Annotated in this window: 17 protein-coding genes; 3 read left to right on the forward strand and 14 right to left on the reverse strand. The window is 74.2% G+C overall.

Annotated features, from left to right (window positions below; all coding sequences use genetic code 11):
• Positions 1-12: 12 nt before the first annotated feature.
• The 8 genes from IR170_RS04680 to IR170_RS04715 form a co-directional block, all read right to left on the reverse strand.
• Complete coding sequence (locus tag IR170_RS04680; protein WP_193661359.1) at positions 13-1,002, reverse strand: endonuclease/exonuclease/phosphatase family protein; 990 nt, start codon at positions 1,000-1,002, stop codon at positions 13-15.
• Between the two features lie 62 nt (positions 1,003-1,064).
• Positions 1,065-2,156, reverse strand: a complete 1,092-nt coding sequence (gene proB / locus IR170_RS04685) for a glutamate 5-kinase (protein ID WP_193661360.1) — start codon at positions 2,154-2,156, stop codon at positions 1,065-1,067.
• The gene (gene obgE, locus IR170_RS04690) at positions 2,153-3,697 is read right to left on the reverse strand and encodes a GTPase ObgE (protein ID WP_193661361.1); all 1,545 of its coding nucleotides are present in this window, start codon (positions 3,695-3,697) and stop codon (positions 2,153-2,155) included. The genes proB and obgE overlap by 4 nt, the downstream gene beginning before the upstream one ends.
• A 151-nt stretch (positions 3,698-3,848) precedes the next feature.
• Positions 3,849-4,103: a 50S ribosomal protein L27 gene (gene rpmA / locus IR170_RS04695; protein WP_056863759.1), complete on the reverse strand. Its 255-nt coding sequence runs from the start codon at positions 4,101-4,103 to the stop codon at positions 3,849-3,851.
• Between the two features lie 47 nt (positions 4,104-4,150).
• Complete coding sequence (gene rplU, locus IR170_RS04700; protein WP_056863758.1) at positions 4,151-4,459, reverse strand: 50S ribosomal protein L21; 309 nt, start codon at positions 4,457-4,459, stop codon at positions 4,151-4,153.
• Between the two features lie 216 nt (positions 4,460-4,675).
• Positions 4,676-8,380 carry a ribonuclease E/G gene (locus tag IR170_RS04705; protein ID WP_193661362.1) on the reverse strand — a complete coding sequence of 1,235 codons (3,705 nt, stop codon included), beginning with the start codon at positions 8,378-8,380 and terminating at the stop codon, positions 4,676-4,678.
• A 362-nt stretch (positions 8,381-8,742) separates the two neighbouring features.
• Positions 8,743-9,474: a TIGR03936 family radical SAM-associated protein gene (locus IR170_RS04710; protein ID WP_193661363.1), complete on the reverse strand. Its 732-nt coding sequence runs from the start codon at positions 9,472-9,474 to the stop codon at positions 8,743-8,745.
• A 19-nt stretch (positions 9,475-9,493) separates the two neighbouring features.
• The gene (locus tag IR170_RS04715) at positions 9,494-10,699 is read right to left on the reverse strand and encodes a winged helix DNA-binding domain-containing protein (RefSeq protein WP_193661364.1); all 1,206 of its coding nucleotides are present in this window, start codon (positions 10,697-10,699) and stop codon (positions 9,494-9,496) included.
• 51 nt (positions 10,700-10,750) lie between these two features.
• Between IR170_RS04715 and IR170_RS04720 the strand changes: the two genes are divergently transcribed.
• Together IR170_RS04720 and IR170_RS04725 are read left to right on the forward strand one after the other, a co-directional pair.
• A complete protein-coding gene (locus IR170_RS04720) occupies positions 10,751-11,995 on the forward strand; it encodes an MFS transporter (protein WP_406603370.1) in 1,245 nt (414 codons plus the stop codon).
• Positions 11,996-11,999: 4 nt separating this feature from the next.
• Positions 12,000-12,770 (forward strand): hypothetical protein, encoded by a 771-nt coding sequence (locus IR170_RS04725; RefSeq protein WP_193661365.1) that lies wholly within the window; start codon positions 12,000-12,002, stop codon positions 12,768-12,770.
• Positions 12,771-12,792: 22 nt separating this feature from the next.
• Here the strand turns inward: IR170_RS04725 and IR170_RS04730 are convergent, their stop codons facing one another.
• On the reverse strand, positions 12,793-14,808 hold the full coding sequence (locus tag IR170_RS04730) for a TIGR03960 family B12-binding radical SAM protein (protein WP_227488411.1): 2,016 nt from the start codon (positions 14,806-14,808) through the stop codon (positions 12,793-12,795).
• 119 nt (positions 14,809-14,927) lie between these two features.
• On the opposite strand from IR170_RS04730, the gene IR170_RS04735 reads away from it, so the two are divergent.
• Positions 14,928-16,049, forward strand: a complete 1,122-nt coding sequence (locus IR170_RS04735; RefSeq protein ID WP_193661366.1) for a calcium:proton antiporter — start codon at positions 14,928-14,930, stop codon at positions 16,047-16,049.
• Between the two features lie 28 nt (positions 16,050-16,077).
• Here the strand turns inward: IR170_RS04735 and rodA are convergent, their stop codons facing one another.
• From rodA to IR170_RS04760, 5 genes are read right to left on the reverse strand one after another with little or no spacing between them, the layout of a single operon-like run.
• Entirely contained in the window at positions 16,078-17,334 is a 1,257-nt protein-coding gene (gene rodA / locus IR170_RS04740; RefSeq protein WP_251534084.1) for a rod shape-determining protein RodA, read from the reverse strand.
• The gene (gene mrdA / locus IR170_RS04745) at positions 17,331-19,508 is read right to left on the reverse strand and encodes a penicillin-binding protein 2 (protein WP_319804906.1); all 2,178 of its coding nucleotides are present in this window, start codon (positions 19,506-19,508) and stop codon (positions 17,331-17,333) included. Before mrdA ends, rodA begins: the two co-directional genes overlap by 4 nt.
• Positions 19,505-20,020: a rod shape-determining protein MreD gene (gene mreD, locus IR170_RS04750; RefSeq protein ID WP_056863752.1), complete on the reverse strand. Its 516-nt coding sequence runs from the start codon at positions 20,018-20,020 to the stop codon at positions 19,505-19,507. The genes mrdA and mreD overlap by 4 nt, the downstream gene beginning before the upstream one ends.
• Complete coding sequence (gene mreC / locus IR170_RS04755) at positions 20,017-21,027, reverse strand: rod shape-determining protein MreC (RefSeq protein WP_193661367.1); 1,011 nt, start codon at positions 21,025-21,027, stop codon at positions 20,017-20,019. The genes mreD and mreC overlap by 4 nt, the downstream gene beginning before the upstream one ends.
• Entirely contained in the window at positions 21,027-22,055 is a 1,029-nt protein-coding gene (locus IR170_RS04760; RefSeq protein ID WP_056863751.1) for a rod shape-determining protein, read from the reverse strand. Before IR170_RS04760 ends, mreC begins: the two co-directional genes overlap by 1 nt.
• Positions 22,056-22,214 lie beyond the last annotated feature (159 nt).

Here is a 22,214-nt window from a genome sequence, read left to right on the forward strand (position 1 = left end):
CGGCGGGGCCGCTCAGCCCACGACCACGAGGTCGGCCACGAGGGCGAGGTGGTCGGTGCCCCCGATCTCCACGGTGCGGGTGTCGAGGGCCAGCACGTCCTCGCCCACGAGCACGTGGTCGATCGCCACCGAGGTGGGAAGCGGCACCCCGAGCACCGGGAACAGCCCATTGGCCGGCCAGGTGGGCTGCCAGCCGGCGTTGGTCTCGGCGGCGGCGTCGGCGTAGCCGTCGTCGAGGAGGCGGCGCATCGGCGCGTGGTCGAGGGTGGCGTTGAAGTCGCCGACGACGACGTCGGCGTCGGTGTCGCGGGCGACGTCGCGCAGCAGGTCGAGGTCGGCGTGCCAGCGCTCGGGGTCGACCGGGGCGGCGGGGTGCACGGCCAGCATCTGCACGGTCGCGTCCCCGAGGTCGACCTCGACGCCCCAGGTCTGGGTGAAGGTGTCCACCGCGGTCGCCTCGCCGAGCGGCGCCCGCGACAGGACCATGGTGCCGTCGATCGAGGCACCGGTCTCCCCGATCCGCTCGGGCAGCAGCTCGTCGAGCCCGGCGCGCTCCATGTCGGCCAGCACGTCGTCGGTGACCTCCTCCAGCACCAGCACGTCGACGTCGGCGTCGACCGCCGCGCGCACGACCTCGGCGCCGTCGGCCCGCCCCTTGAGCAGGTTGGCCGTCATCACCGTCACCCGCGCCCCGTCGCCCGCGTCGGGCGGCGTGCCCGCCACCAGCGGCGACCACCACCACGCGTGCAGCCCGCCGAGGCCCAGCACCACGAGGGCCGCGACGACGGCCCGGCCGCGGCGGCCGCTGCGGCCGCCGGTGAGCGCCCGGCCCAGCAGGAGCAGCAGGGCTGCGGCGTACAGGGGAAGGGCGAGGGGGGTGAAGGCGACCGCCTGCACCGCCCAGCCGGGGCTCGGGTCGGTGGACCTCAGCGCGGTGAGCAGCAGGGCGGGCCCGAGGGTCGCCACCAGCAGGAGCCACCACACCGCGCCTCGCCACCGCACGGGGCCGAAGGTAGCAACGGGCCCCAGCCCGACCTGGACCGGCGACGTGGGCCGGTGGGTGCTCAGAGCACGACGAGGGCGTCGCGGTGCACGAGCTCGCGCTCGTAGGAGCGTCCGAGCAGCCCGGGCACCTCCGTGGCGTCGACGTTGACCAGCCCGCGGGCCACCGGGCGGCCCTCGGGGTCGACCAGGTCGACCGGGTCGCCGGCGTGGAAGACCCCGGTGTGACCGGTGACCCCGGCGGCCAGCAGCGAGGCGCGGCGCTCGACCACCGCGCGCACGGCGCCGGCGTCGAGCACGAGGGTGCCGCGGGGCTCGGTGGCGTGGGCCAGCCACAGCAGCCGGGTCGGGCGGCGCCTGCCGGTGCTGTGGAAGAGCGTGCCGACGGGCTCGCCGGCGACGGCCTCGCCGGCCCGGGCCGCGGAGGTCAGCACCACCGGGATGCCGGCGCCGGTGGCGATGCGGGCGGCCTCGACCTTGGTCTCCATGCCGCCGGTGCCGACGCCCGCGGCGCCGGTGGACCCGATCCGCACCCCGCCGAGGTCGTCGAGTCCGTGGACCTCCGGCACCAGCGCGCTGCCGGGCTCGCGGGGGTCGGCGTCGTAGAGCCCGTCGACGTCGGAGAGCAGCACGAGCAGGTCGGCGTGCACGAGGTGGGAGACCAGGGCGGCGAGGCGGTCGTTGTCGCCGAAGCGGATCTCCGAGGTCGCCACCGTGTCGTTCTCGTTGACGATGGGCAGCACACCGAGCTCGAGGAGCTTGGCGAAGGTCTGGTAGGCGTTGCGGTAGTGCGAGCGCCGGGTGACGTCGTCGGCGGTGAGCAGCACCTGGCCGGCGGTGAGGTCGTGGCGGCGCAGCTCCTCGGTGTAGCGGTGCACCAGCAGGCCCTGGCCGACCGCCGCGGCCGCCTGCTGGGCGGCCAGGCCGCGCGGACGACGGGCCAGGCCCAGCGGCGCCAGGCCGGCGGCGATGGCTCCTGAGGACACCAGCACCACCTCGGCGCCGCGGGCGCGGGCGGCGGCCAGCGCGTCGACCAGGGCACGGACCCGCTCGGGGTCGATCCCGCCGGCGGCGGTGGTCAGCGACGACGAGCCGACCTTGACCACGATCCGGCGCGCGGCCAGCACGACCTCGCGACCGGCGCCGCCGCTCACCGGCCGGGGTCCTGCTCGGACCAGTCCGGGTCCTCGCTCCCGCCGATCTCGTACGACGAGGGCCCGTAGGTCTGGCCCTTGCGCTCGGCGTCGAGACGGCGCGCCACGTCGGCGCGGGTCTCGCCCTCGGCGCGGTGCTCCATGGCCTCGTCGATCTCGCGGCGGCGGCTGGCCGCCGGGCGGGAGTGGTCGATGCGCTGGTCCTCGCCGCGGCGACCGAGCATCTCGGCGCCGGCGTCCATGCCGGGCTTGAAGTCGAAGACGACGGCGTTGTCGGGGTCGCCGATGAGCACGGCGTCGCCCTCCTGGGCGCCCATCGACAGCAGCTTCTCCTCCACGCCGAGCCGGTCGAGGCGGTCGGCGAGGAAGCCGACGGCCTCGTCGTTGCTGAAGTCGGTCTGGCGCACCCACCGCTCGGGCTTGGTGCCGCGCACGCGCCAGCCGTCGACGGTCTGGGAGACGGTGAAGTCGCCGCTGCCGTCGGCGCCCTGGGGCCGCAGCACGATGCGGGTGGTCTCCACCGCGGGCTTCGCGTCGCGCGCCGCGGCCACGATCTCGGCCATCGCGAAGGTCAGCTCGCGCAGGCCCTCGCCGGAGGCGGCGGAGATCGGGATGACGCGCAGGCCGCGCTCGCGCAGGTCGTCGATGGTGATGTCGGAGAGGTCGCGGCCGTCGGGCACGTCGATCTTGTTGAGCGCGACCAGGCGCGGGCGGTCCTCGAGGCCGCCGTAGCGGCTCAGCTCGTTCTCGATGACGTCGAGGTCGTCGACGGGGTTGCGACCCGGCTCGATGGAGGCGGTGTCGATGACGTGCACGAGCGCCGCACAACGCTCGATGTGGCGCAGGAAGTCGTGGCCCAGGCCGCGGCCCTCGCTGGCGCCCTCGATGAGGCCGGGCACGTCGGCGACGGTGAAGGTGGTGTCGCCGCCGGTGACGACGCCCAGGTTGGGCACCAGGGTGGTGAAGGGGTAGTCGGCGATCTTGGGCCGCGCCCGCGAGATCGCGGCGATCAGGCTCGACTTGCCGGCGCTGGGGAAGCCCACGAGGCCGATGTCGGCGACGACCTTGAGCTCGAGCACGATCTCCAGCTCGTCGCCGGGCTCCCCGAGCAGCGCGAAGCCGGGGGCCTTGCGCTTGGAGGAGGCCAGCGCGGCGTTGCCGAGACCGCCGCGCCCGCCCTGGGCGATGACCAGCTCGGTGCCGGGCCCGACCATGTCGGCCAGCACCTCGCCGCGCGGGTCGGCCACCACGGTGCCGTCGGGCACCGGCAGCACGAGGTCGGCGCCGTGGCCGCCGTTGCGGTGGGCGCCGGCGCCGTGCCCGCCGTGCTCGGCGCGACGCTTCGGGCTGTGGTGGTAGTCGAGCAGCGTGGTCACGTCGGGGTCGACGCGCAGGATCACCGAGCCGCCGGGGCCGCCGTTGCCGCCGTCGGGGCCGCCGAGGGGCTTGAACTTCTCACGGTGCACCGAGGCCACACCGTTGCCTCCCCGGCCTGCGCTGATGTGCAGCGTGACCCGGTCGACGAACGTGGGGACAGCCATGGTGCCTTCTCTCGGTGGTGGTGCTCAGAGGTGGTGCTCAGAGGTGGTGCTCAGGGGTGCTGCTGCGGGGTGCTGCGGACGACGAAGGGCGCCCCGGAGGTCCGGGACGCCCAACGTGGAAGAGCCTGGTGTGCCAGGTGGGAGCGTCAGCTCACTCGCCCGGGACGATGTTGACGACGCGACGGCCACGGCGCGTGCCGAACTCGACCGCACCGGCCTGCAGCGCGAACAGGGTGTCGTCGCCGCCGCGGCCGACGCCGCTGCCCGGGTGGAAGTGGGTGCCGCGCTGGCGCACGATAATCTCGCCGGCGTTGACCAGCTGGCCGCCGTAGCGCTTGACGCCGAGGCGCTGGGAGTTGGAGTCGCGACCGTTCTTGGTGGACGCCGCGCCCTTCTTGTGTGCCATGTCGAATCCTTTGGTGTGCGCTGCAGGAAGCCTGAGACCGGGAAGGCTCAGAGGGAGATGTCGGTGACCTTGACCTGGGTGTACTTCTGACGGTGACCCTGGCGCTTCTTGTAGCCGGTCTTGTTCTTGTACTTCTGGATGATGATCTTGGGGCCCTTGGTGGCGCCGAGCACCTCGACGGTCACCGAGGCCTTGTCGAGGGCCGAGGAGTCGGAGGTGACGCTCTCGCCGTCGACGGCGAGGACGACGGGCAGCGTCAGCGTCTCGCCGACCCCGGTCGTCACCTTGTCGATCTCGATGACGTCGCCCACGGCAACCTTCTGCTGCTTGGCGCCTGCGCGCACGATCGCGTACACCGCGGTCTCCTTCGTCGGGTTGTGCTGTGTCAGTTGACAGGTAAGTCGGTGGTCTGGGGCTCCCGTGCCGCCGCACCGGGCCTGACCGGCCGGGCGTCGTGGGTGGTGCCACACAGAAGGGCACGCATCAGCGCACCGAGGACCCATAGTACGGACCCGCCGGGGCGACAGCAATTCGGTGTCGCCCCGGCGGGCCGTGGCGCCGGACGGGCCGGCTCAGCGCTTGCGGGTGCCCTTCTTCTTGACCGGCACGTGCGCGGCCGAGCCCTCCTCCGAGGACTCCTCGGCCTGCTCACCAGCGGCCTCACCGGCGGTCCCACCGGCAGGGGGGCCGGCGGGGCGGGTGGCGCGGCGGGTGCGCGTGCGGGTCACGACGGTCGGCTCGGCCGGCGCCGCGGGCGGCTCCGGGTCGGCCTCCGGCGCGGGCGCCGGGTCGGGGTCAGGGGCCGACTGCGGTGCGGGCTCCGCCGCCGACGTCGGCTCAGGCGCTGCGGCGGGCCGGGCCGCGGTACGACGACGGGTGCGGGTCACCACCGTGGTGGCGGGGGCCTGCGCGGCCTGGGCCTCGCTCACCGCGTCGGGCTCCGGCGGGGCCACCGGCTCGGGCGTCGGGGCCGGCGTCGGCTCCACCGGCGCGACCACGGGGTCCTCGGCCGCGACCGGCTCGGTCACCGTGGGCGCCGTGCGGCTCGCACCGCGGCGACGGCTGCGGGTGACCACCGTCGTCTGCTCGGCCTCCGGCTGCTCGGCCTCCGGCTGCTCGGCCTCCGGCTGCTCGGCCTCGGGCTGCTCGGCGACCGGCTGCTCGGCGACCGGCTGCTCGGGTGCCGCGGCGACCGGGGCCTCGTCCGTCTCGGTGGGCTCGCTCGCCTCGGTCGGCTCGGGGCGCGCCATGGCCGCGATGTCCTTCGGGGAGGGCGGGGTGGGGGGCTTGGAGGCTCCCCCGTCGCCCTGGCCGCCGCTCTGCTCGGCCTGGTCGTCCTGGCCGCGGCCGCGACCGCCGCGCGAGCGGCGTCCGCCCTGGCCGCCGTCGTTGCCGCCGCCGTTGCCGCCGCCGTTGCCGCCGCCGCTGCGGTTGCCACCGCGCCGACCCTCGTCGTCGCGCTTGGGCTCGACGGGCTCGTCGTGGGTGACGATGCCGCGACCCTGGCAGTGCTCGCAGTTGTCGCTGAAGGCCTCGAGCAGTCCGGTGCCGATGCGCTTGCGCGTCATCTGCACCAGGCCCAGCGAGGTCACCTCGGCGACCTGGTGGCGGGTGCGGTCGCGCCCGAGGCACTCCACGAGACGTCGCAGCACGAGGTCGCGGTTGGACTCCAGCACCATGTCGATGAAGTCGACGACGATGATGCCGCCGATGTCGCGCAGCCGGAGCTGGCGCACGATCTCCTCGGCCGCCTCGAGGTTGTTCTTGGTGACGGTCTCCTCGAGGTTGCCGCCCGAGCCGGTGAACTTGCCGGTGTTGACGTCGACGACGGTCATCGCCTCGGTCCGGTCGATGACCAGCGAGCCGCCGGAGGGCAGCCAGACCTTGCGGTCGAGACCCTTGGCGATCTGCTCGTCGACGCGGTAGGTCGTGAAGAGGTCGTGGCCGTTGTGCTCGGCGGGCTCGTAGCGCTGCAGGCGGTCGGCGAGGTCGGGGGCGACGTGCGAGACGTAGCTCTGCACGGTGTCCCAGGCGTCGTCGCCCTGGATGACCAGGGTCGCGAAGTCCTCGGTGAAGAGGTCGCGGACCACCTTGAGCGTGAGGTCGGGCTCTCCGTAGAGCAGCTGGGGGGCGCTGCCCTTGGACTTCTTCTCGATGTCCTCCCAGCGCGCCTTGAGCCGCTCGACATCACGGGTCAGCTCGTCCTCGGAGGCACCCTCGGCCGCGGTGCGGACGATGACGCCGGCGCCCTCGGGCACGATCTCCTTGAGCAGCGTCTTGAGGCGGTTGCGCTCGGTGTCGGGCAGCTTGCGGGAGATGCCGCTGGTCGTGCCGTCGGGCACGTAGACCAGGAAGCGGCCGGCCAGGCTGATCTGGCTGGTGAGCCGGGCGCCCTTGTGGCCGATCGGGTCCTTGGTGACCTGCACGAGGACCGGCTGGCCCGAGGACAGCACCGACTCGATCTTGCGGGGCTGGCCGTCGCGGTGGCCCAGCGCGGACCAGTTGACCTCGCCGGCGTAGAGGACGGCGTTGCGGCCCTTGCCGATGTCGATGAAGGCGGCCTCCATCGAGGGCAGCACGTTCTGCACGCGCCCGATGTAGACGTTGCCGATGATCGAGGTCTGCGACTCGCGGGCGACGTAGTGCTCGACGAGCACCTTGTCCTCGAGCACGCCGATCTGGGTGAGGTCCTCGCGCTGGCGGATGACCATGGTCCGGTCGACCGCCTCGCGACGGGCCAGGAACTCGGCCTCCGACACGATCGGCGCGCGGCGACGGCCGGCCTCGCGACCGTCGCGGCGGCGCTGCTTCTTGGCCTCGAGGCGCGTGGAGCCCGAGATCGCGGTGATCTCGTCCTCGGCCGAGCGCGGCTTGCGCACCCGGGTCACGGTGTTGTCGGGGTCGTCGCCCTGCTCTCCCCCGTCGTCGCCCGAGCGGCGCCGGCGACGACGCCGGCGCGAGGAGCCCTCGCCGGACTCGGTGTCGTCCTTGGCGCCCTGCTCCTGGGGGCCGGTGTCGCCACCCTGGCGCTGACCACCTCGGCCGCCGCCCTGGTTGCCGCCCTGGTTGCCGCCCTGGTTGCCGCCGCCCCGGTTGCCCTGGCGCCCCTGGCCGCCGTCACGGGCGGAGCCCTCGTCGGCGTCCTGGTCGGAGTCCCTCTCCGCGTCGCCGCTGGCGTGCTGGCCCTCGGAGTCGTCCTCGGAGTCGTCCTCGGAGCGGCCGGAGCCCCCGTCGCCGGACTTGCGGCGACGACGGCCACCGCGGCGGCGACGACGTCGGCCGCCACCGCCCTCGGAGCGGTCCTCGTCGGAGTCCTCGGACTCGTCGGCCTCGTCGGCGTCGTCCGGCTCGTCGGTGTCGTCGGCCGAGGCGTCGGCGCCGCCCCGGGCGGTGTCGGCCTCGTCGGCGGGCCCGGTGGTGGGAGCCACGCTCGCGGCGACGGCCTCGAGCTCGTCCTCCTCGGGTGCCGCCCCCTGCGGCGCGGCGGTGCGGGTCCCGCCGGCCGAGCGGCTGCGACCGCGGCTGCGCGTGGTCGTCGTGGTGCGGGTGCGCGCGGGGGCGTCGTTGGCCGCCTCGTCGGGGGTCTCGGCCACGACCTCGGTCGGGGTCTCCGCGACCGTGGTCTCCGCGTCGGTGGGCTCGGGGGTGGGCTCGGGGGTGGGCTCGGTCCGCACCGGAGCCGCGGCCCTGCCCCGGGTGCGGCGGGTCACGGTCGCCTTGGTGGCCTTCGCGGCGTCGGGCGCCTGGAAGAGCACGGCCGGCGCCGCGGCCACCTCGGTCTCGGCGGGCGTCTGGACCGGGGCCTCGGTCACGACGGCCTCGGGCGCCGGCGCCTCGGCGGCGGCCGCCTCCGCGGCCCTGGTCGCCGCGCTCTTGCGGGTGCGGGTCGTGGTGGTGGCCTTCTTCGCGGCCGGTGCCTTCTTGGCGGCACTCTTGCGGGCGGCGGCCTTCTTGGCCGGCTTCTCCGCGGGCGCCTCGCCCGGAGCCTCGGCAGGCGCGTCGACCGCCACCTCGGCGGGGGCGTCCGGGGCGACGTCGGCGGGCGCCGGGTCCGGGGTCGACGGCTCGGCGGCCGCTGCCTTCTTCGTGGTGCGCTTGGCCGGCGCCTTCTTGGCGGCGGCCTTCTTCGTGGGGGCGTCGGCGGCGGTCTTCTTGGCGGCCGTCTTCTTCGCGGTCGTCTTCTTGGCCGCGGCCTTGCGGGTCGTCACGGTGACGGTGGGGGCCGTGTCGGCGCCCGTGTCGGTGGTGACGTCCTCGCCCAGGTTCTCGTCGGGCATGTGGTGCTCCTCTGCCCGGGCGGCGCACTGGCGACCCGGACGTGTCAGACGTCGGCCCGCAGGAGGTCCGGGGCACGACGCGTAAGCCTTCGGTGGCGGCGACACCCTCCGCGGTGCGTCACTGGACGCGTCGTCGTCGCCTGCCGCGGTCGCTGGGCCTGCCCCGGGAGGATCCCGGAGCCGGGGGCCGACTCGCTGTCACCGAGCCTGCCGGGCCGCGTCGCGGTCTGGCGCCGACGTCGCACCCACTGTGCCGACCCCGAGAGTGCGGGCCGGCGAGAACGTCGTCGGGTCGTCGTCCGCGGCAGGTTCCACCGGTGCGACGACCGTGGCGAGTATCGCACACGGGCCGTCGATCCAGGTCATGTCCGCGCTGCGAGCGGGTCGCCGACCGTGCCGGTCGACTCCTCCAGCGGACCCTGGGCCAGCCGGGTCAGCAGCGGAGCGGGCCCCGCATGGAGGCCGCCGACGGCCGCCAGGCCGGTGAGCACGTCGTCGGGCCGCACCGAGGGCACGCCGTGGCGCAGCACCAGGTCGAGCGTCGAGCGCGCCCCCACCCCCGCACCCGTCACGGGGCCGGCCTCGAGGCTGAGCACGGCGGCGCGGCAGTCGAAGGTGCGCAGACCCTTCTTGGTCATCCGCTCGACCTCCACCGACTCCTGCCCCAGGAAGGCCTCGACCGCAGCCCCGGCGTCCGACTCCTCCGCGGCGACGTCGAGACGCCAGTGGCTGGCCTGGAGCAGGTCGGCGAGCGAGCCCCCGGGAGAGACCGCGACCTCGAGGATGTCGAGCCCGTCGGGCAGCGCCTCCTCCAGCGACGCCCGGACCGCGGCGACGTCGACGACCTCGGAGAGCCCGATCTCGAGGTACTCCGCCTCGCTCGCGGATCCCGTCGGTGCTGCCCCGGCGTAGGAGATGCGGGGGTGGGGGTTGAAGCCGGAGGAGTAGGCCATCGGCACGCGGGCGCGGAAGACGGCGCGCTCGAAGGCGCGGCTGAAGTCGCGGTGGCTGGTGAAGCGGAGGCGTCCGCGCTTGGCGTAGCGGATGCGCAGGCGCTGGACCGGAGGGGCTTGCTGCTCGGGCTGCTCTCGCACCCGCACAGGCTACGAGAGGTCAGGCCGGCGCCCGCATCGCCGGCGAGGGGTAGACCGTGCCGACGCGCTCACCGGCGAGCCAGTCGGACAGCCGGTCGGCCTCGGCCTCCAGCGCGGCGCGCCCGGCGGCGGGGACCTCCTCGAGCAGGCGCACGAGCACGCGCCCCGCCTCGTCCTGCACCCAGCAGCCCACGACGCAACCGTCCCACCACGCGGTGGTGCCGGCGTTGCCGTTGCGGTCGAAGAGCGCGTCGCGGTGCGGACCGAGGTAGAAGGCGCGCTCCTTCCAGCCCATGACCGTGGGGTCGAGCACGGGCAGCAGCGCCGCCCAGGGCCCGACCTCCTGGCCCCGGGCCCCGTCGAGCGGGTGGTCGAGGAGGTCGTCGTCGGGGAGCAGCCACCCGGTGGCTCCGCCGTCGAGGGCGACCTCCACGGCCTCGAGGCGCGCGAGCGCCGCCCGCACGATGCCCTTGGTCGAGCCCAGCCACCACACCAGGTCGGCCTCGGTGCCCGGCCCGAAGGCGCCGAGCCAGCGGCGCACCAGCTCGGCCCAACCGTCGGAGGCCGACCACGGTCGGGGCTCCTCCCCCAGCCACGCCGCCATCGGCGCCCAGCGCGGCCGGGAGACGCGCCAGTGACCCGTGTTGACCCCCCGCACCACCTCGGCCTCGGCGCCCAGCAGGGTCAGGAGCCGGCTCACCGTCGGGGGCACCGACGACGAGGGCGCGCCCGCCACGGGCGCCGGCGCCGCCAGCGCCGGCACAGCGGCCCTGACCTCGGCCGCCTGCCGACCCTCCACGGAGCCCGCCACCACGCCGAGCACCTCCCGGCGGGCACGCTCGACCCAGGCGGCGCCCCCGCCCGGGTCCGCCAGGCCGTGGGCCTCGGCGTCCTTGGCCAGGCGCGCCCGCTCGGTGCCGGCCACCCGTGCGGAGGCGCTCCCCCAGGCCGCGGGGAGCAGGTCGCGCGGCAGCACGAAGAGGGTCCGGCGCATCGCCAGCTGCTTGACCAGGGTGCGCTCCTCGTGGAGCACCCGCTCCACGTCGGAGCGCCGCAGCCCGTCGACCCGCGCCTGCAGCGACAGGTGAACCGTGGCGGGCTCGGTGGCGTGGAGCACCGCGACCGCACGGGTGGCGTCCTCGGCGTCGGCGCGACGCCGCGCCGGGTCGATGCCGTGGCGCAGGGCGATGCGGTCGCGACGCTGCCGGTCGCTCACGTGGAGCACGACCCCATCCTGCCCCCACCGCCCGTCGTGCGTCGTGGGTGCGGTGCCAGCATGGGCCCGGTGAGCTCCCCCCGCCCCGCCACCCGCCCCGCCACCCGCCGCGTCGCTCGCACCGTGCCCCTCGTCCTCGTGGGCGTGCTGCTGCTGGCGCTCAACCTGCGCCCCGCCGCCGTGAGCGTCGGCCCGGTGCTGGCCGAGGTCAGGAGCGGCCTCGGCCTCGGGGCCGGCGAGGCCAGCCTGCTCACCTCGCTGCCGGTGCTGGCCTTCGCCGTGCTCGGTGCCCTCGCACCGGCCACGGCGGCGCGCGTCGGACTGCACCGCACCACCCTGCTCACCCTGCTCGCCGCGGCGGCCGGGCTGGTCGCGCGGGTGCTGACCGACGACGACGTGGTGTTCCTGGCCGCCTCCCTGCTCGCGGTGGGCGGCATGGCGATGGCCAACGTCCTGCTGCCGTCGCTGGTCAAGCTGCACTTCCCCGACCGCATCGGACCGGTCACCTCGCTCTACACCGCAGCCCTCGCCGTGGGGCTCACCCTCGCGCTGACCCTCACCGTGCCGATCTCCGAGGCCGGCGGCGGCTTCCGCTGGGGCCTGGGCACGTGGGCCCTGCTGGCGGTGATCGCGGCGCTGCCGTGGGTCGCGCTGGTGCGACGCGACCGCGCGGTCGAGCGCGGCGGCTCGCGCGTGTCCTTCCTCGACGTCGCACGCACGCGACTGGGCTGGGCGATGGCGGGCTGCTTCGGGCTCCAGGCGCTCCAGGCCTACGCGATCTTCGGCTGGTTCGCCCAGCTGTGGCGCGACGCCGGCTGGTCGCCGACCGCCGCGGGGGCGCTGGTGGGCCTGCTGGCCGGCACCGGCATCCCGCTGTCGCTGTGGCTGCCGCGGCTGATGGCCACCACCCGCCGCCCCCGCGCCCTGCTGCTGGGGGTGATCGGCACCTACCCCGTCGCCTACCTGGGCATGGTGCTGAGCCCGTGGTGGACCGCACCGCTGTGGGCCGTCGTCGCCGGCGTCGGCGCCTGCACCTTCCCCCTCGTGCTCACGCTCATCGGGCTGCGCGCCCGGACCCCCGAGGGCACGGCGGCGCTCTCGGCCTTCAGCCAGTCGGTCGGCTACCTGCTCGCCGCCCTCGGCCCCTTCGCCGTGGGGCTGCTCAACGAGGCCACCGGGGGCTGGACCGTGCCGCTGCTCGTGCTCACCGCGCTCGTGCTCCCCATGGCCGTCCTGGGGGCCTACGTCGCCCGTCCGGTGTTTCTCGAGGACGCCCTCCCGCCGGCGCGCCGCGCCCTACAGTGAGCGCGTGACGACACCTCCCCACGGCCCCGGCGACCAGAGCGGCGCCGACGGCGACCCGGCCGGCCCGCCGTCGCCGTACGGCCAGCCCACCCCCTACGGCCAGCCGGCGGGGTCGCCGTACGGCCAGCCTGCGGGGTCGCCGTACGGCCAGCCCGGGGCCCAGCCCGCCGGGCCCTACGGCCAGAGCTACCCCGGCGGCCCGTCGGGCCCGTCCGGCTCGCAGGGCACCGACACCCTCTCCGTCGTGGCGCTGGTGCTGAGCTTCACCTGCTGCCTGTCCTTCGTCGGCGCGATCCTCGGCCTCGTCGGGCTGGGCCGCACCAAGGAGGGCCGCGCCAAGGGCCGCTGGGCCGCGGTCACCGCCATCGTCGTGGGCCTGCTCGGCACCCTCGCGCTCATCGGCGGCATCGTCGCCCTCGTCACCGTGGGCACCAGCCTGACCACCCTCGACGACCTCGAGGCCGGGACCTGCCTCACCGCCGACGGGCTGACCGACGACTCCGAGGAGAACGTCACCGACATCCGCGAGGTCGACTGCACCGAGGCCCACGACGGAGAGGTCGTGGCCACCGAGGTCGTCGACGGCGAGCCCACCGGCTGCGCCGAGCTGGCCAGCGCCGAGGGCTACGACGGCACCAACGTCGACATCTCCCGCATGACCCTCATCCCGATCTCCGAGCAGGTCCCGCCGCAGGACGGCGACCGGGTGGTCTGCGTGGCCTACATCACCGACGGGTCCTCCCTCGACGCCCCGCTCCTGGGCGCCGCCTCCTGACCCCGCTTCCGAGGACGCCGGGTCAGACGACGGCGAGCGGCAGCAGCTGGCGCCCGGTGGGGCCGATCTGGATCTCGGTGTCCATCTCGGGGCACACGCCGCAGTCGTAGCAGGGGGTCCAGCGGCAGTCCTCGACCTCGACGTCGGAAGAGGGGTCGATGGCGTCCTCCCAGTCGGCCCAGAGCCAGTCCTTGTCGAGGCCGGAGTCGAGGTGGTCCCACGGGAGGGTCTCGTCGTAGCCGCGCTCGCGCACGGTGTACCAGTCGACGTCGACGCCGGTGCCCGCCAGCGCCTGCGCGGCGGCCTGCATCCAGCGGTCGTAGGAGAAGTGCTCGCTCCAGCCGTCGAAGCGGCCTCCGTCGCGCCAGACCTGCTCGATGACGGCGCCGACGCGGCGGTCGCCGCGGGAGAGGAGTCCCTCGACGATGCCGGGCTTGCCGTCGTGGTAGCGGAAGCCGATCGCGCGGGCGAACTTCTTGTCGGCGCGCACGGTCTCGCGCAGCTGGCGCAGCCGGTCGTCGGTGGTCTCGTGGTCGAGCTGCGCGGCCCACTGGAAGGGGGTGTGCGGCTTGGGCACGAACCCGCCGATGGAGACCGTGCAGCGGATGTCGTTGCGCCCGGAGACCTCGCGGCCCTTGGCGATGACCCGCTTGGCCAGGTCGGCGATCTGGAGCACGTCCTCGTCGGTCTCGGTGGGCAGGCCGCACATGAAGTAGAGCTTCACCTGCCGCCAGCCGTGGGAGTACGCCGCCGCGACGGTGCGGATCAGGTCCTCCTCGGTGACCATCTTGTTGATCACCTTGCGCAGCCGCTCCGAGCCGCCCTCGGGGGCGAAGGTCAGGCCCGAGCGCCGGCCGTTGCGGGAGAACTCGTTGGCCAGGGAGATGTTGAAGGCGTCGACGCGCGTCGAGGGCAGCGAGAGCGAGACGTTGGTGCCCTCGTAGCGGTCGGCCAGGCCCTTGGCGACCTCGCCGATCTCGGTGTGGTCGGCGCTGGAGAGCGAGAGCAGGCCGACCTCCTCGAAGCCCGTCGAGCGGATGCCGTTCTCGACCATCGCGCCGATGGTCTCGATGGAGCGCTCCCGCACCGGGCGCGTGATCATGCCGGCCTGGCAGAAGCGGCAGCCGCGGGTGCAGCCGCGGAAGATCTCGACCGAGAAGCGCTCGTGGACGGTCTCGGCCAGCGGCACCAGCGGCTTGGCGGGGTAGGGCCAGGCGTCGAGGTCCATGAGCGTGTGCTTGCGCACGCGGTGGGGCACGCCGGGCACGGTCGGCACGACGGCCTCGAGCGTGCCGTCGGCGGCGTAGGAGACGTCGTAGAAGCGGGGCACGTAGATGTTGCCGCTCACCGCGAGCCGGCGCAGCAGCTCGTCGCGGCCCGAGGCCATGTCGCCGGCCGGGCGGCCCTGGGCCTTCCAGTCGCGCACGACCTCCGAGATCGCCAGCACGACCTCCTCACCGTCGCCGAGCACGGCGGCGTCGACGAAGTCGGCGATCGGCTCGGGGTTGAAGGCGGCGTGGCCGCCGGCGAGCACGATGGTGTCGCCGTCGGTGCGGTCGGCGGCGTGCAGCGGGATGCCCGCGAGGTCGAGGGCGTTGAGCATGTTGGTGTAGCCCAGCTCGGTGGAGAAGCTCAGCCCGAGCACGTCGAAGTCGCGCACGGGGCGGTGGGCGTCGACGGTGAACTGCGGGATCGGCCCCTGCGCGTCGCCGCGCCGCATGATCTCCTCCAGGTCGGGCCACACCGCGTAGGTGCGCTCCGCGACGATCCAGTCACGCTCGTTGAGCACCTCGTAGAGGATCTGGACGCCCTGGTTGGGCAGGCCGACCTCGTAGGCGTCGGGGTACATCAGCGCCCAGCGCACGGTCTCGCCGCCGTCGGTGCTCTCGGCCGCGCAGTCCCAGGCCTTGACGGTGGAGTTGAGCTCGCCGCCGACGTACTGGATCGGCTTCGACACGCTCGGCAGGAAGGGCTCGAGACGGGAGAAGACGCTCTCGCCGAGCACGCGGCTCCCGGCGGAGCCCAGGGTCGGGGACATGCAGCAACCTCACAGCGGGTCGTGGTGGCGTCCGGGGGTCCCCGGACGCGCTCCGGACAAGGTCTCAGGGTACGTCAGCCCCGCGGAGCCGACCGAGTCCGCGCGTCTAGGCTCGTGCCATGACCGACACGAGCGTCCGCGGCCGGTTCCAGTGGACGGTCGTGGTGCCCGTCCTCGCCCTGGTGGTGCTCGCCGCCACCTGGGCCAGCCACGAGGCGTGGCCGGTGCTGGTGCTCATCGCGGTCGTCCTCGTCGGGGCGATCGTGGCCGCCGTGCACCACGCCGAGGTCGTCGCCCACAAGGTCGGCGAGCCCTTCGGCTCCCTCATCCTGGCCGTCGCGGTGACGGTGATCGAGGTCGGGCTGATCGTCATGCTGATGACCAGCGGCGGGGAGGGCACGAGCACCTACGCCCGTGACACCGTCTTCGCCGCCCTCATGATCACCCTCAACGGCATCGCCGGGATCGCCCTGCTGGTGGGGGCGGTCAAGCACCACCTGGTCAGCTTCAACGCCTCCGGCACGGGCTCGGCCCTCTCCACGGTGGTGGCGCTCGCCGCGGTCTGCCTGGTGCTGCCCAGCTTCACCACCTCCGGCGCGGGTCGGGAGTACTCCGCCTCGCAGCTGGGCTTCGCCGCGGTCGCCTCGCTCGCGCTCTACGGCGCCTTCGTCTTCACCCAGACCATCCGCCACCGCGACTTCTTCGTGCCGGTCACCAGCGACGAGCAGGGCCGGGTCACCGGACTGGTCGACGAGGACGAGGACGGCCACGCCGACCCGCCGCCGGCCCGGGAGGCGTGGCTGAGCCTGGGCCTGCTGGTCGGGGCCCTGGTCGCGGTGGTCGGCCTGGCCAAGCTGCTCTCCCCCACCATCGAGGACACCGTCTCGGCCCTGGGCTTCCCCTACGCCGTCGTCGGCGTGTTCATCGCCCTGCTCGTGCTGGCCCCGGAGTCGATCGCCGCCGTGCGCAACGCCGCGCGCGACCGGGTGCAGATCAGCCTCAACCTCGCCTACGGCTCGGCGATGGCCTCCATCGGGCTGACCATCCCGACCATCGCGGTGGCGATGATCTGGCTCGACGGCCCGCTCGTGCTCGGCCTCGAGCCGACGCAGATGGTGCTGCTGGCCATCACCGTGGTGGTCTCGAGCCTCACCATCGCGCAGGGCCGGGCCAAGTCGCTCCAGGGCTTCGTGCACCTGGTGCTGCTCGCGACGTTCCTGTTCCTGTCCGTGCAGCCCTGAGCCGCACCGCCCCAGGGGCGCACCGGGCTCAGCGGACGGCCCGCACCCGGGGCGAGGCGGTGTAGCGCTGCGGCTGGGGCGCGCTGGCGCGCAGGTGGATGTTCTGCAGCAGGCCGACGGCGAGCATGCCGGCGAACATCGAGGAGCCGCCGTAGGACACGAAGGGCAGCGGCACGCCGGTGACGGGCATGATCCCCAGGCACATGCCGATGTTCTGGAAGGCCTGGAAGCCGAACCAGCAGGCGATGCCGGCGGCGGCGACGCGGCCGAACACGTCCTCGGTGCGGGTGGCGATGACCAGCGCCCGCCACAGCACGACGAGCAGCAGGGCGATGACGAGGCCGGCGCCGAGCAGGCCGAGCTCCTCGCCGGCCACGGTGAAGACGAAGTCGGTGTGCTGCTCGGGCACGAACCCCGAGCGGGTCTGCGAGCCGTCGAAGAGGCCCTCGCCGACGAGGCCGCCGTTGCCGACGGCGATGCGGGCCTGCTCGACGTTGTAGCCGGCGCCGCGCGGGTCGAGGTCGGGGTTGGTGAAGGCCATGAAGCGGTCGACCTGGTAGTCCTTGAGCACCCCGGCCGCCACCGCGACCGCGGCGGCGGTGACGCCGCCGCCGGCGAGCAGGGCCAGCCACCGGCGCGGGGCCCCGGAGACCGCCAGCACCCCGAACACGGTCGCGGTCAGCACGAGCATCGTGCCGAGGTCGGGCTGGAGGAGGATGAGCGCGGCGGGCACGGCGGCGATGAGGAGCATCAGCCCCACCTCGACCCCGCCGACCCGCGAGCGCCAGCGGCCGCGGGCCCGGCCGGCGAGCACGAGGCCCATGCCGATGACCACGGCGAGCTTGGCGAACTCCGAGGGCTGCACCGACATGCCGCCGAGCATCAGCCACGAGCGCGAGCCGTTGATGGTCGTGCCCATGACGAGCACGAGCACCAGGCCGAGGACCGAGCCGAGGTAGACCAGCGGCGCCGCGACGCGGACCCAGCGGTGGTCGGAGACGGCCACCCCGGCCATCAGCACCAGGCCGATGGACACGTTGACCAGCTGCTTGTCGCGGTAGGCCGTGGGGTCGCCCCCGGTGAGGTCGTCACGACCGATCGTGGCCGACCAGACCAGCAGGGTGCCCAGGGTGACCAGGCCGAGCACGGCGCCGAGCAGGACCCAGTCGACGCCGGCCCAGCGCAGCCGGGGACGCGTGGTCGCCGACACCGGGGCCGGGCGCAGGCCCGGACGCATGCTCGGTCGGACAGTCGGTCGGACGGGCGGGCGGACGGTGGTGCTCACCGGGACTCCTCCGTGGTCGGCCGCACCGGCGGCAGGATCGAGCCGTCGTCGGCGAAGGTGGGCAGGCCCGCGGGCGGGGTGGTGCCGGGGATCGCGGCGTCGTCGGCCACGACCGACTCACCGTCCACGCCGTAGAGCGCCTCCCAGATCTTGCGCACCGCCGGGCCCGAGGTGCCCGAGCCCGTGCCGCCCTGGCTGACCATCATCACCACGACGTAGTCGTCGGAGTAGGACGCGACCCACGAGGTCGACTGCTTGCCGTAGACCTCCGCGGAGCCGGTCTTGGAGCGGATCGGCACCTCGTCGAGGGGGAAGCCGACCATGCGCCAGGCCATCGTGCCGACGCGGGTGACGTTCTTGAGGGCCTCGTCGACGTAGCGCAGCGTCTCCTCCGGCAGGTCGACACGACCCTGCACCTGGGGCGGGATCCGCTGGATGACCTTGCCGTCGGGGCCGACGACGGCCTTGCCCACGCGCGGGGCGTAGAGGGTGCCGCCGTTGGCCAGCGCGCCGTAGGCGCGGGCCAGCTGGAGCGGGGTGACGATGGTGTCGCCCTGGCCGATGGCGAAGTTGACCGCGTCGCCGGCGCGGTAGGCGAAGCCCTCGACGCAGAACTCCCCGGCGAAGGTGTAGACGAAGTCGGAGGTCTCGGCGTCCTGCGGCTTGTCGGCGATGCCGCAGTAGTAGTCCTTCATCGACTCGTAGTAGGCCAGCTTCCACTTCCGGTCCGCGATGCGGCCCGAGGCCTCGCCGGGCAGGTCGATGCCGGTCTCGGAGCCGAAGCCGAAGGCCTGCGCCTCGGCCACGAGCGGGTCCTTGGCGTCGACGTCGCTGACGTCGGAGCCGAAGCGCTGCCAGTAGTCGTAGCCCACGCGGTAGAAGAAGGTGTTGCAGGAGACCTCGAGGGCCTTGGCGAAGGAGATGAAGCCGTAGGCGCCGGACTCGTAGTTCTTGAAGTCGCGGTTGCCGACGCGGAAGGAGGAGGAGCAGTTCAGCGACGTGCTCGGTGAGTAGCCGTGGGTGAGCGCACCCGCGGTCATGAACGGCTTCCACGTCGAGCCCGGGGCGAACTGGCCCTGGGTGGCGCGGCCCAGCAGCGGGGTGCCGGCCGCCTCGGAGAACAGCCGCGAGAGCTGCTTCTGGGTGATGCCGCCGACCCAGACCTCGGGGTCGTAGGTGGGCTGGCTGGCCATGGCCACGACGCGGCCGGTGTCGGCCTCGAGCACCACCGCGGCGCCGGAGTCGGCGACGTAGTTCTTGCCCGTCACGGTGTCGAAGGTCGAGCGGGCGGTCGTGATGGTCTGGGCCAACTGGCGCTCCACCACGCCCTGCACGCGCGCGTCGATGGAGGTGACGAGGGTGTCGCCGGGGCGGGCCTGCACCTCGCCGTCGTCGCCGAGCACGCGGCCCATCGAGTCGACGGCCACCGACTTGTAGCCGGGCATGCCGCGCAGCCAGGCGTCGTACTGCTTCTCGACGCCGGCGCGACCGACCGAGGAGGCGCCGTTGACCGAGCTGTCGTCGTCGGCCTCGGCCTGGTCGAGCTCGTCCTCGGTGATCGGGCTGAGGTAGCCCAGCACGTGGGCCAGGTTGACGCCGTACGGCGAGGGGTAGGACCGCACGGTCTGCTGCTCGGCGAGCACCGCGGGGTAGTCCTCGGGCTGCTCGAGGATCATGAGCGCGGTGCGCTTGGGCACGTCCTCGGCCACGGGCACCGGCTGGTAGGGAGAGCCGTTCCAGCACGAGCCCTCGACGCTGCCGGGGTCGCCGCAGGTCAGCAGCGCGCGCCGGATGTCACGGACCGGGGTGCGGCTGACCTCGGCGACCCGCTCGAGCACGGTGCGCTGGTCGCGCGCGCGCAGCTTGCCCAGCAGCGTGCGATCGACCGAGACCACCCACGAGGTGCGGTTGCTCACCAGGGGTCGGCCCATGTCGTCGACGATGAGGCCGCGCTGGGGCTGCACGACGATGTCGCGCACCGACTGGGAGGCGGCCTGGGTCCGGTACTGCTCGCCGCTGACGACCTGGAGGTAGTAGAGGCGCACGCCGAGGGTCGCGAAGAGGGAGAAGACGAGGGCCTGGATGACCACGAGGCGCAGCCGGCTGCGCCGTGTGCCGGCCTGCTCCTCGCCGTTGACGGTCAGGCCGGTGGGACGGCCGGGGCGCACGCTCACAGCAGGGCCGCCCGGCCGGGCTCGAGGCGGCGGAAGGCGGCCATGAGGGGCGGCAGCACGAAGGGGGTGAGCAGGACGTCCCAGACCAGGGCGACGCCGATGACCTGGATCATGTCGCCGACCCCGAGCACCGGGTCGCGCAGCAGCAGGCCGCTGATCGCGAAGACCGACGTGCCGACGAAGGACGAGGCGGCGACGGTGCCGACCACGGTGACCGCGGTGGGTCGTACGTCCTGGCGCACGAGCCCGGCGACGTAGCCCACGACGAGCAGCGCGAGGGCCCAGCGGCCGGCGACGTGGTCGGCCGGCGGGGCCAGGTCGAGCAGCAGGCCGGCGGCGAAGCCGAGCACCATCGCGAACTGCGGACCCCGCGTCAGCGCCGCGGCCACGACGACCAGCAGGCACAGGTTGGGCACGATGCCCTGCCAGGCCAGGTGCGGGAAGAGGGCGACCTGGAGGGCGAGGGCGACCAGCACGGCCAGGCCGGCCACCGCCGCGCGCAGCGCGCTCATCGCAGCTCCCCCTCGGCGTCGATGACGGCGCGGTCGCTGTCGGTGCCGGCGGGCACGATGACGCCCACCAGGTCGAGGGAGCTGAAGTCGACGAAGGGCTCGACGACGGCGCGCTGCGAGGTGTCGCGCAGCGAGCTGTAGACCTGGGTGACACGGCCGACCGGGATGCCGGAGAGGTACGGCGCGCCCGCGTCGCTGCCCCACGTGACGACGTTGTCGTCGCGCGCCGGCACCGACTGGTCGTCGACCAGCTCGAGGTCGAGCCGACCGCCGTCGCCGAAGGAGCCGCGTCCGCGCAGGAAGCCGACCTCCATGCTCTCCCCCGCGCGGGCGCCGACGGTCGACTCGGAGTCGATGACCAGCACGACCGTGGCGGTGGTGCTGGTGACCCGCAGGACGCGGCCCACGAGCCCGTCGTTGTTGACCACCGTCATGTCGGGGGCGAGCCCGGCCTGGGAGCCGGCGTCGAGGGTGACGGTGCTGGAGAAGGACTGGGCGGGCCCGACGCCGACCACGCGCGCCGGGACGAGCGTGTGGCCCAGGTCCTCGGCGGTGCGGGTGAGCCCGTCGTACTCCGCCAGGCGGTTGGCGTCGAGGCCGGCCGTCGCCAGCTCGCCGCGCAGCAGCGAGTTCTCGGCCTCGAGGGCGTCGAGGTCGTCGCGCAGCGATCCCTGCGTGCGGAACCACTCCGGGATGCTCGCGAAGGGGCGGACCACCGCGGTGGCGCCGGTCTCCACGGGGCCGAGGGCCTCGCCCACCACGCGGCGTGCCGGCTCCAGCGGGGAGTCCTCGCCGCCGGTGCGGTCGAGCACCATCAGGCTGGTGCTGGCCAGCACCAGCGCCAGCAGCAGGGCGCGGGAGGGACGACGCTGCGGCCCACGGCCCGCGCTCCAGCGACGCTCGCGCTCGGAGCGGGAGCGGACGGTCGACCCGGAGCGGCCGGGCAGGCCGGACGCGCCGGGCTGGCCGGAGCCGTCGGGGGTGCGCACGCGCTCGAGCAGGCTCATCAGTAGCGCCTCGGGTCGCTCACGAGCACCTGCTGGAGGGCCTCGAACTCCTCGACGCACTTGCCGGCGCCGAGGGCCACCGAGGTGAGCGGGTCCTCCGCGACGTGGACCGGCATGCCGGTCTCGTGGCGCAGCCGCTCGTCGAGGCCGCGCAGCAGCGCGCCGCCGCCGGTGAGGACGATGCCGCGGTCCATGATGTCGCCGGCCAGCTCGGGCGGGGTCTGGTCGAGGGTGGCGCGCACCGCGTCGACGATCGCGTGCAGCGGCTCCTCCAGGGCCAGGCGCACCTCGGCGCTGGAGACCACGACGGTGCGCGGCAGGCCGGAGACCATGTCGCGGCCCCGGATCTCGGCCTCGGGCTCGTCGGGCAGCGGGAACGCCGAGCCGAGGGTCATCTTGACCTCCTCGGCGGTGCGCTCGCCGAGCATGAGCGAATACTCCTTCTTCATCCACGCCACGATCGCGGCGTCGAGGTCGTCGCCCGCGGTGCGGATCGACAGGCTGGTCACGATGCCGCCCAGCGAGATCACGGCGACCTCGGTCGTGCCGCCGCCGACGTCGACCACCATGTTGCCGGTGGCCTGGTGCACCGGCAGGCCCGCGCCGATGGCGGCGGCCATGGGCTCCTCGACGATGTAGACCCGGCGGGCGCCGGCCTGGTAGCCGGCCTCCTTCACCGCGCGCTGCTCGACCGCGGTGATGCCGCTGGGCACGCAGATGACCATGCGGGGCTTGGCCCACGACCGGCGCCGGTGCACCTGCTGGATGAAGTAGCGCAGCATCTGCTCGGTGGCCTCGAAGTCGGCGATGACGCCGTCCTTGAGGGGGCGGATGGCGGTGATGTTGTCGGGCGTGCGCCCGATCATCCGCTTGGCCTCGTGGCCGACCGCGAGGATCTCGCCGGTCGAGGCGTTGAGGGCCACCACGCTGGGCTCGTCGAGCAGGACGCCCCTGCCGCGGGCGTAGACCAGCGTGTTGGCGGTGCCGAGATCCACGGCCATGTCCCGGCCGAAGAAGCTGTTCGCCATGACTCGTGCCTCGCAGTGCGCTCGTGCCGTGCAGGGGAAGGAGGGCACGACGGACGGGTCGACCCTCACCCGAGGGTAAGGACGACCCCGCCCGGTTCGGCGCAGGCACGCCGAGGCGCGTGGTGCGTGTGTGACTCGTGGGGTGGCGACCCCGGTGGG

It is taken from the genome of Nocardioides kribbensis, from assembly GCF_015070375.1.
Taxonomy (GTDB): Bacteria; Actinomycetota; Actinomycetes; order Propionibacteriales; family Nocardioidaceae; genus Nocardioides; species Nocardioides kribbensis.

Coding starts and splice junctions, on each gene's coding strand:
- obgE (WP_193661361.1), bottom strand. CDS start 3,697: ATGGCTGTCCCCACGTTCGTCGACCGGGTCACGCTGCACATCAGCGCA.
- IR170_RS04705 (WP_193661362.1), bottom strand. CDS start 8,380: ATGCCCGACGAGAACCTGGGCGAGGACGTCACCACCGACACGGGCGCC.
- mreC (WP_193661367.1), bottom strand. CDS start 21,027: ATGAGCCTGCTCGAGCGCGTGCGCACCCCCGACGGCTCCGGCCAGCCC.
- rpmA (WP_056863759.1), bottom strand. CDS start 4,103: ATGGCACACAAGAAGGGCGCGGCGTCCACCAAGAACGGTCGCGACTCC.
- IR170_RS04760 (WP_056863751.1), bottom strand. CDS start 22,055: ATGGCGAACAGCTTCTTCGGCCGGGACATGGCCGTGGATCTCGGCACC.
- IR170_RS04730 (WP_227488411.1), bottom strand. CDS start 14,808: ATGTCCCCGACCCTGGGCTCCGCCGGGAGCCGCGTGCTCGGCGAGAGC.
- IR170_RS04720 (WP_406603370.1), top strand. CDS start 10,751: ATGGGCCCGGTGAGCTCCCCCCGCCCCGCCACCCGCCCCGCCACCCGC.
- mreD (WP_056863752.1), bottom strand. CDS start 20,020: ATGAGCGCGCTGCGCGCGGCGGTGGCCGGCCTGGCCGTGCTGGTCGCC.
- IR170_RS04735 (WP_193661366.1), top strand. CDS start 14,928: ATGACCGACACGAGCGTCCGCGGCCGGTTCCAGTGGACGGTCGTGGTG.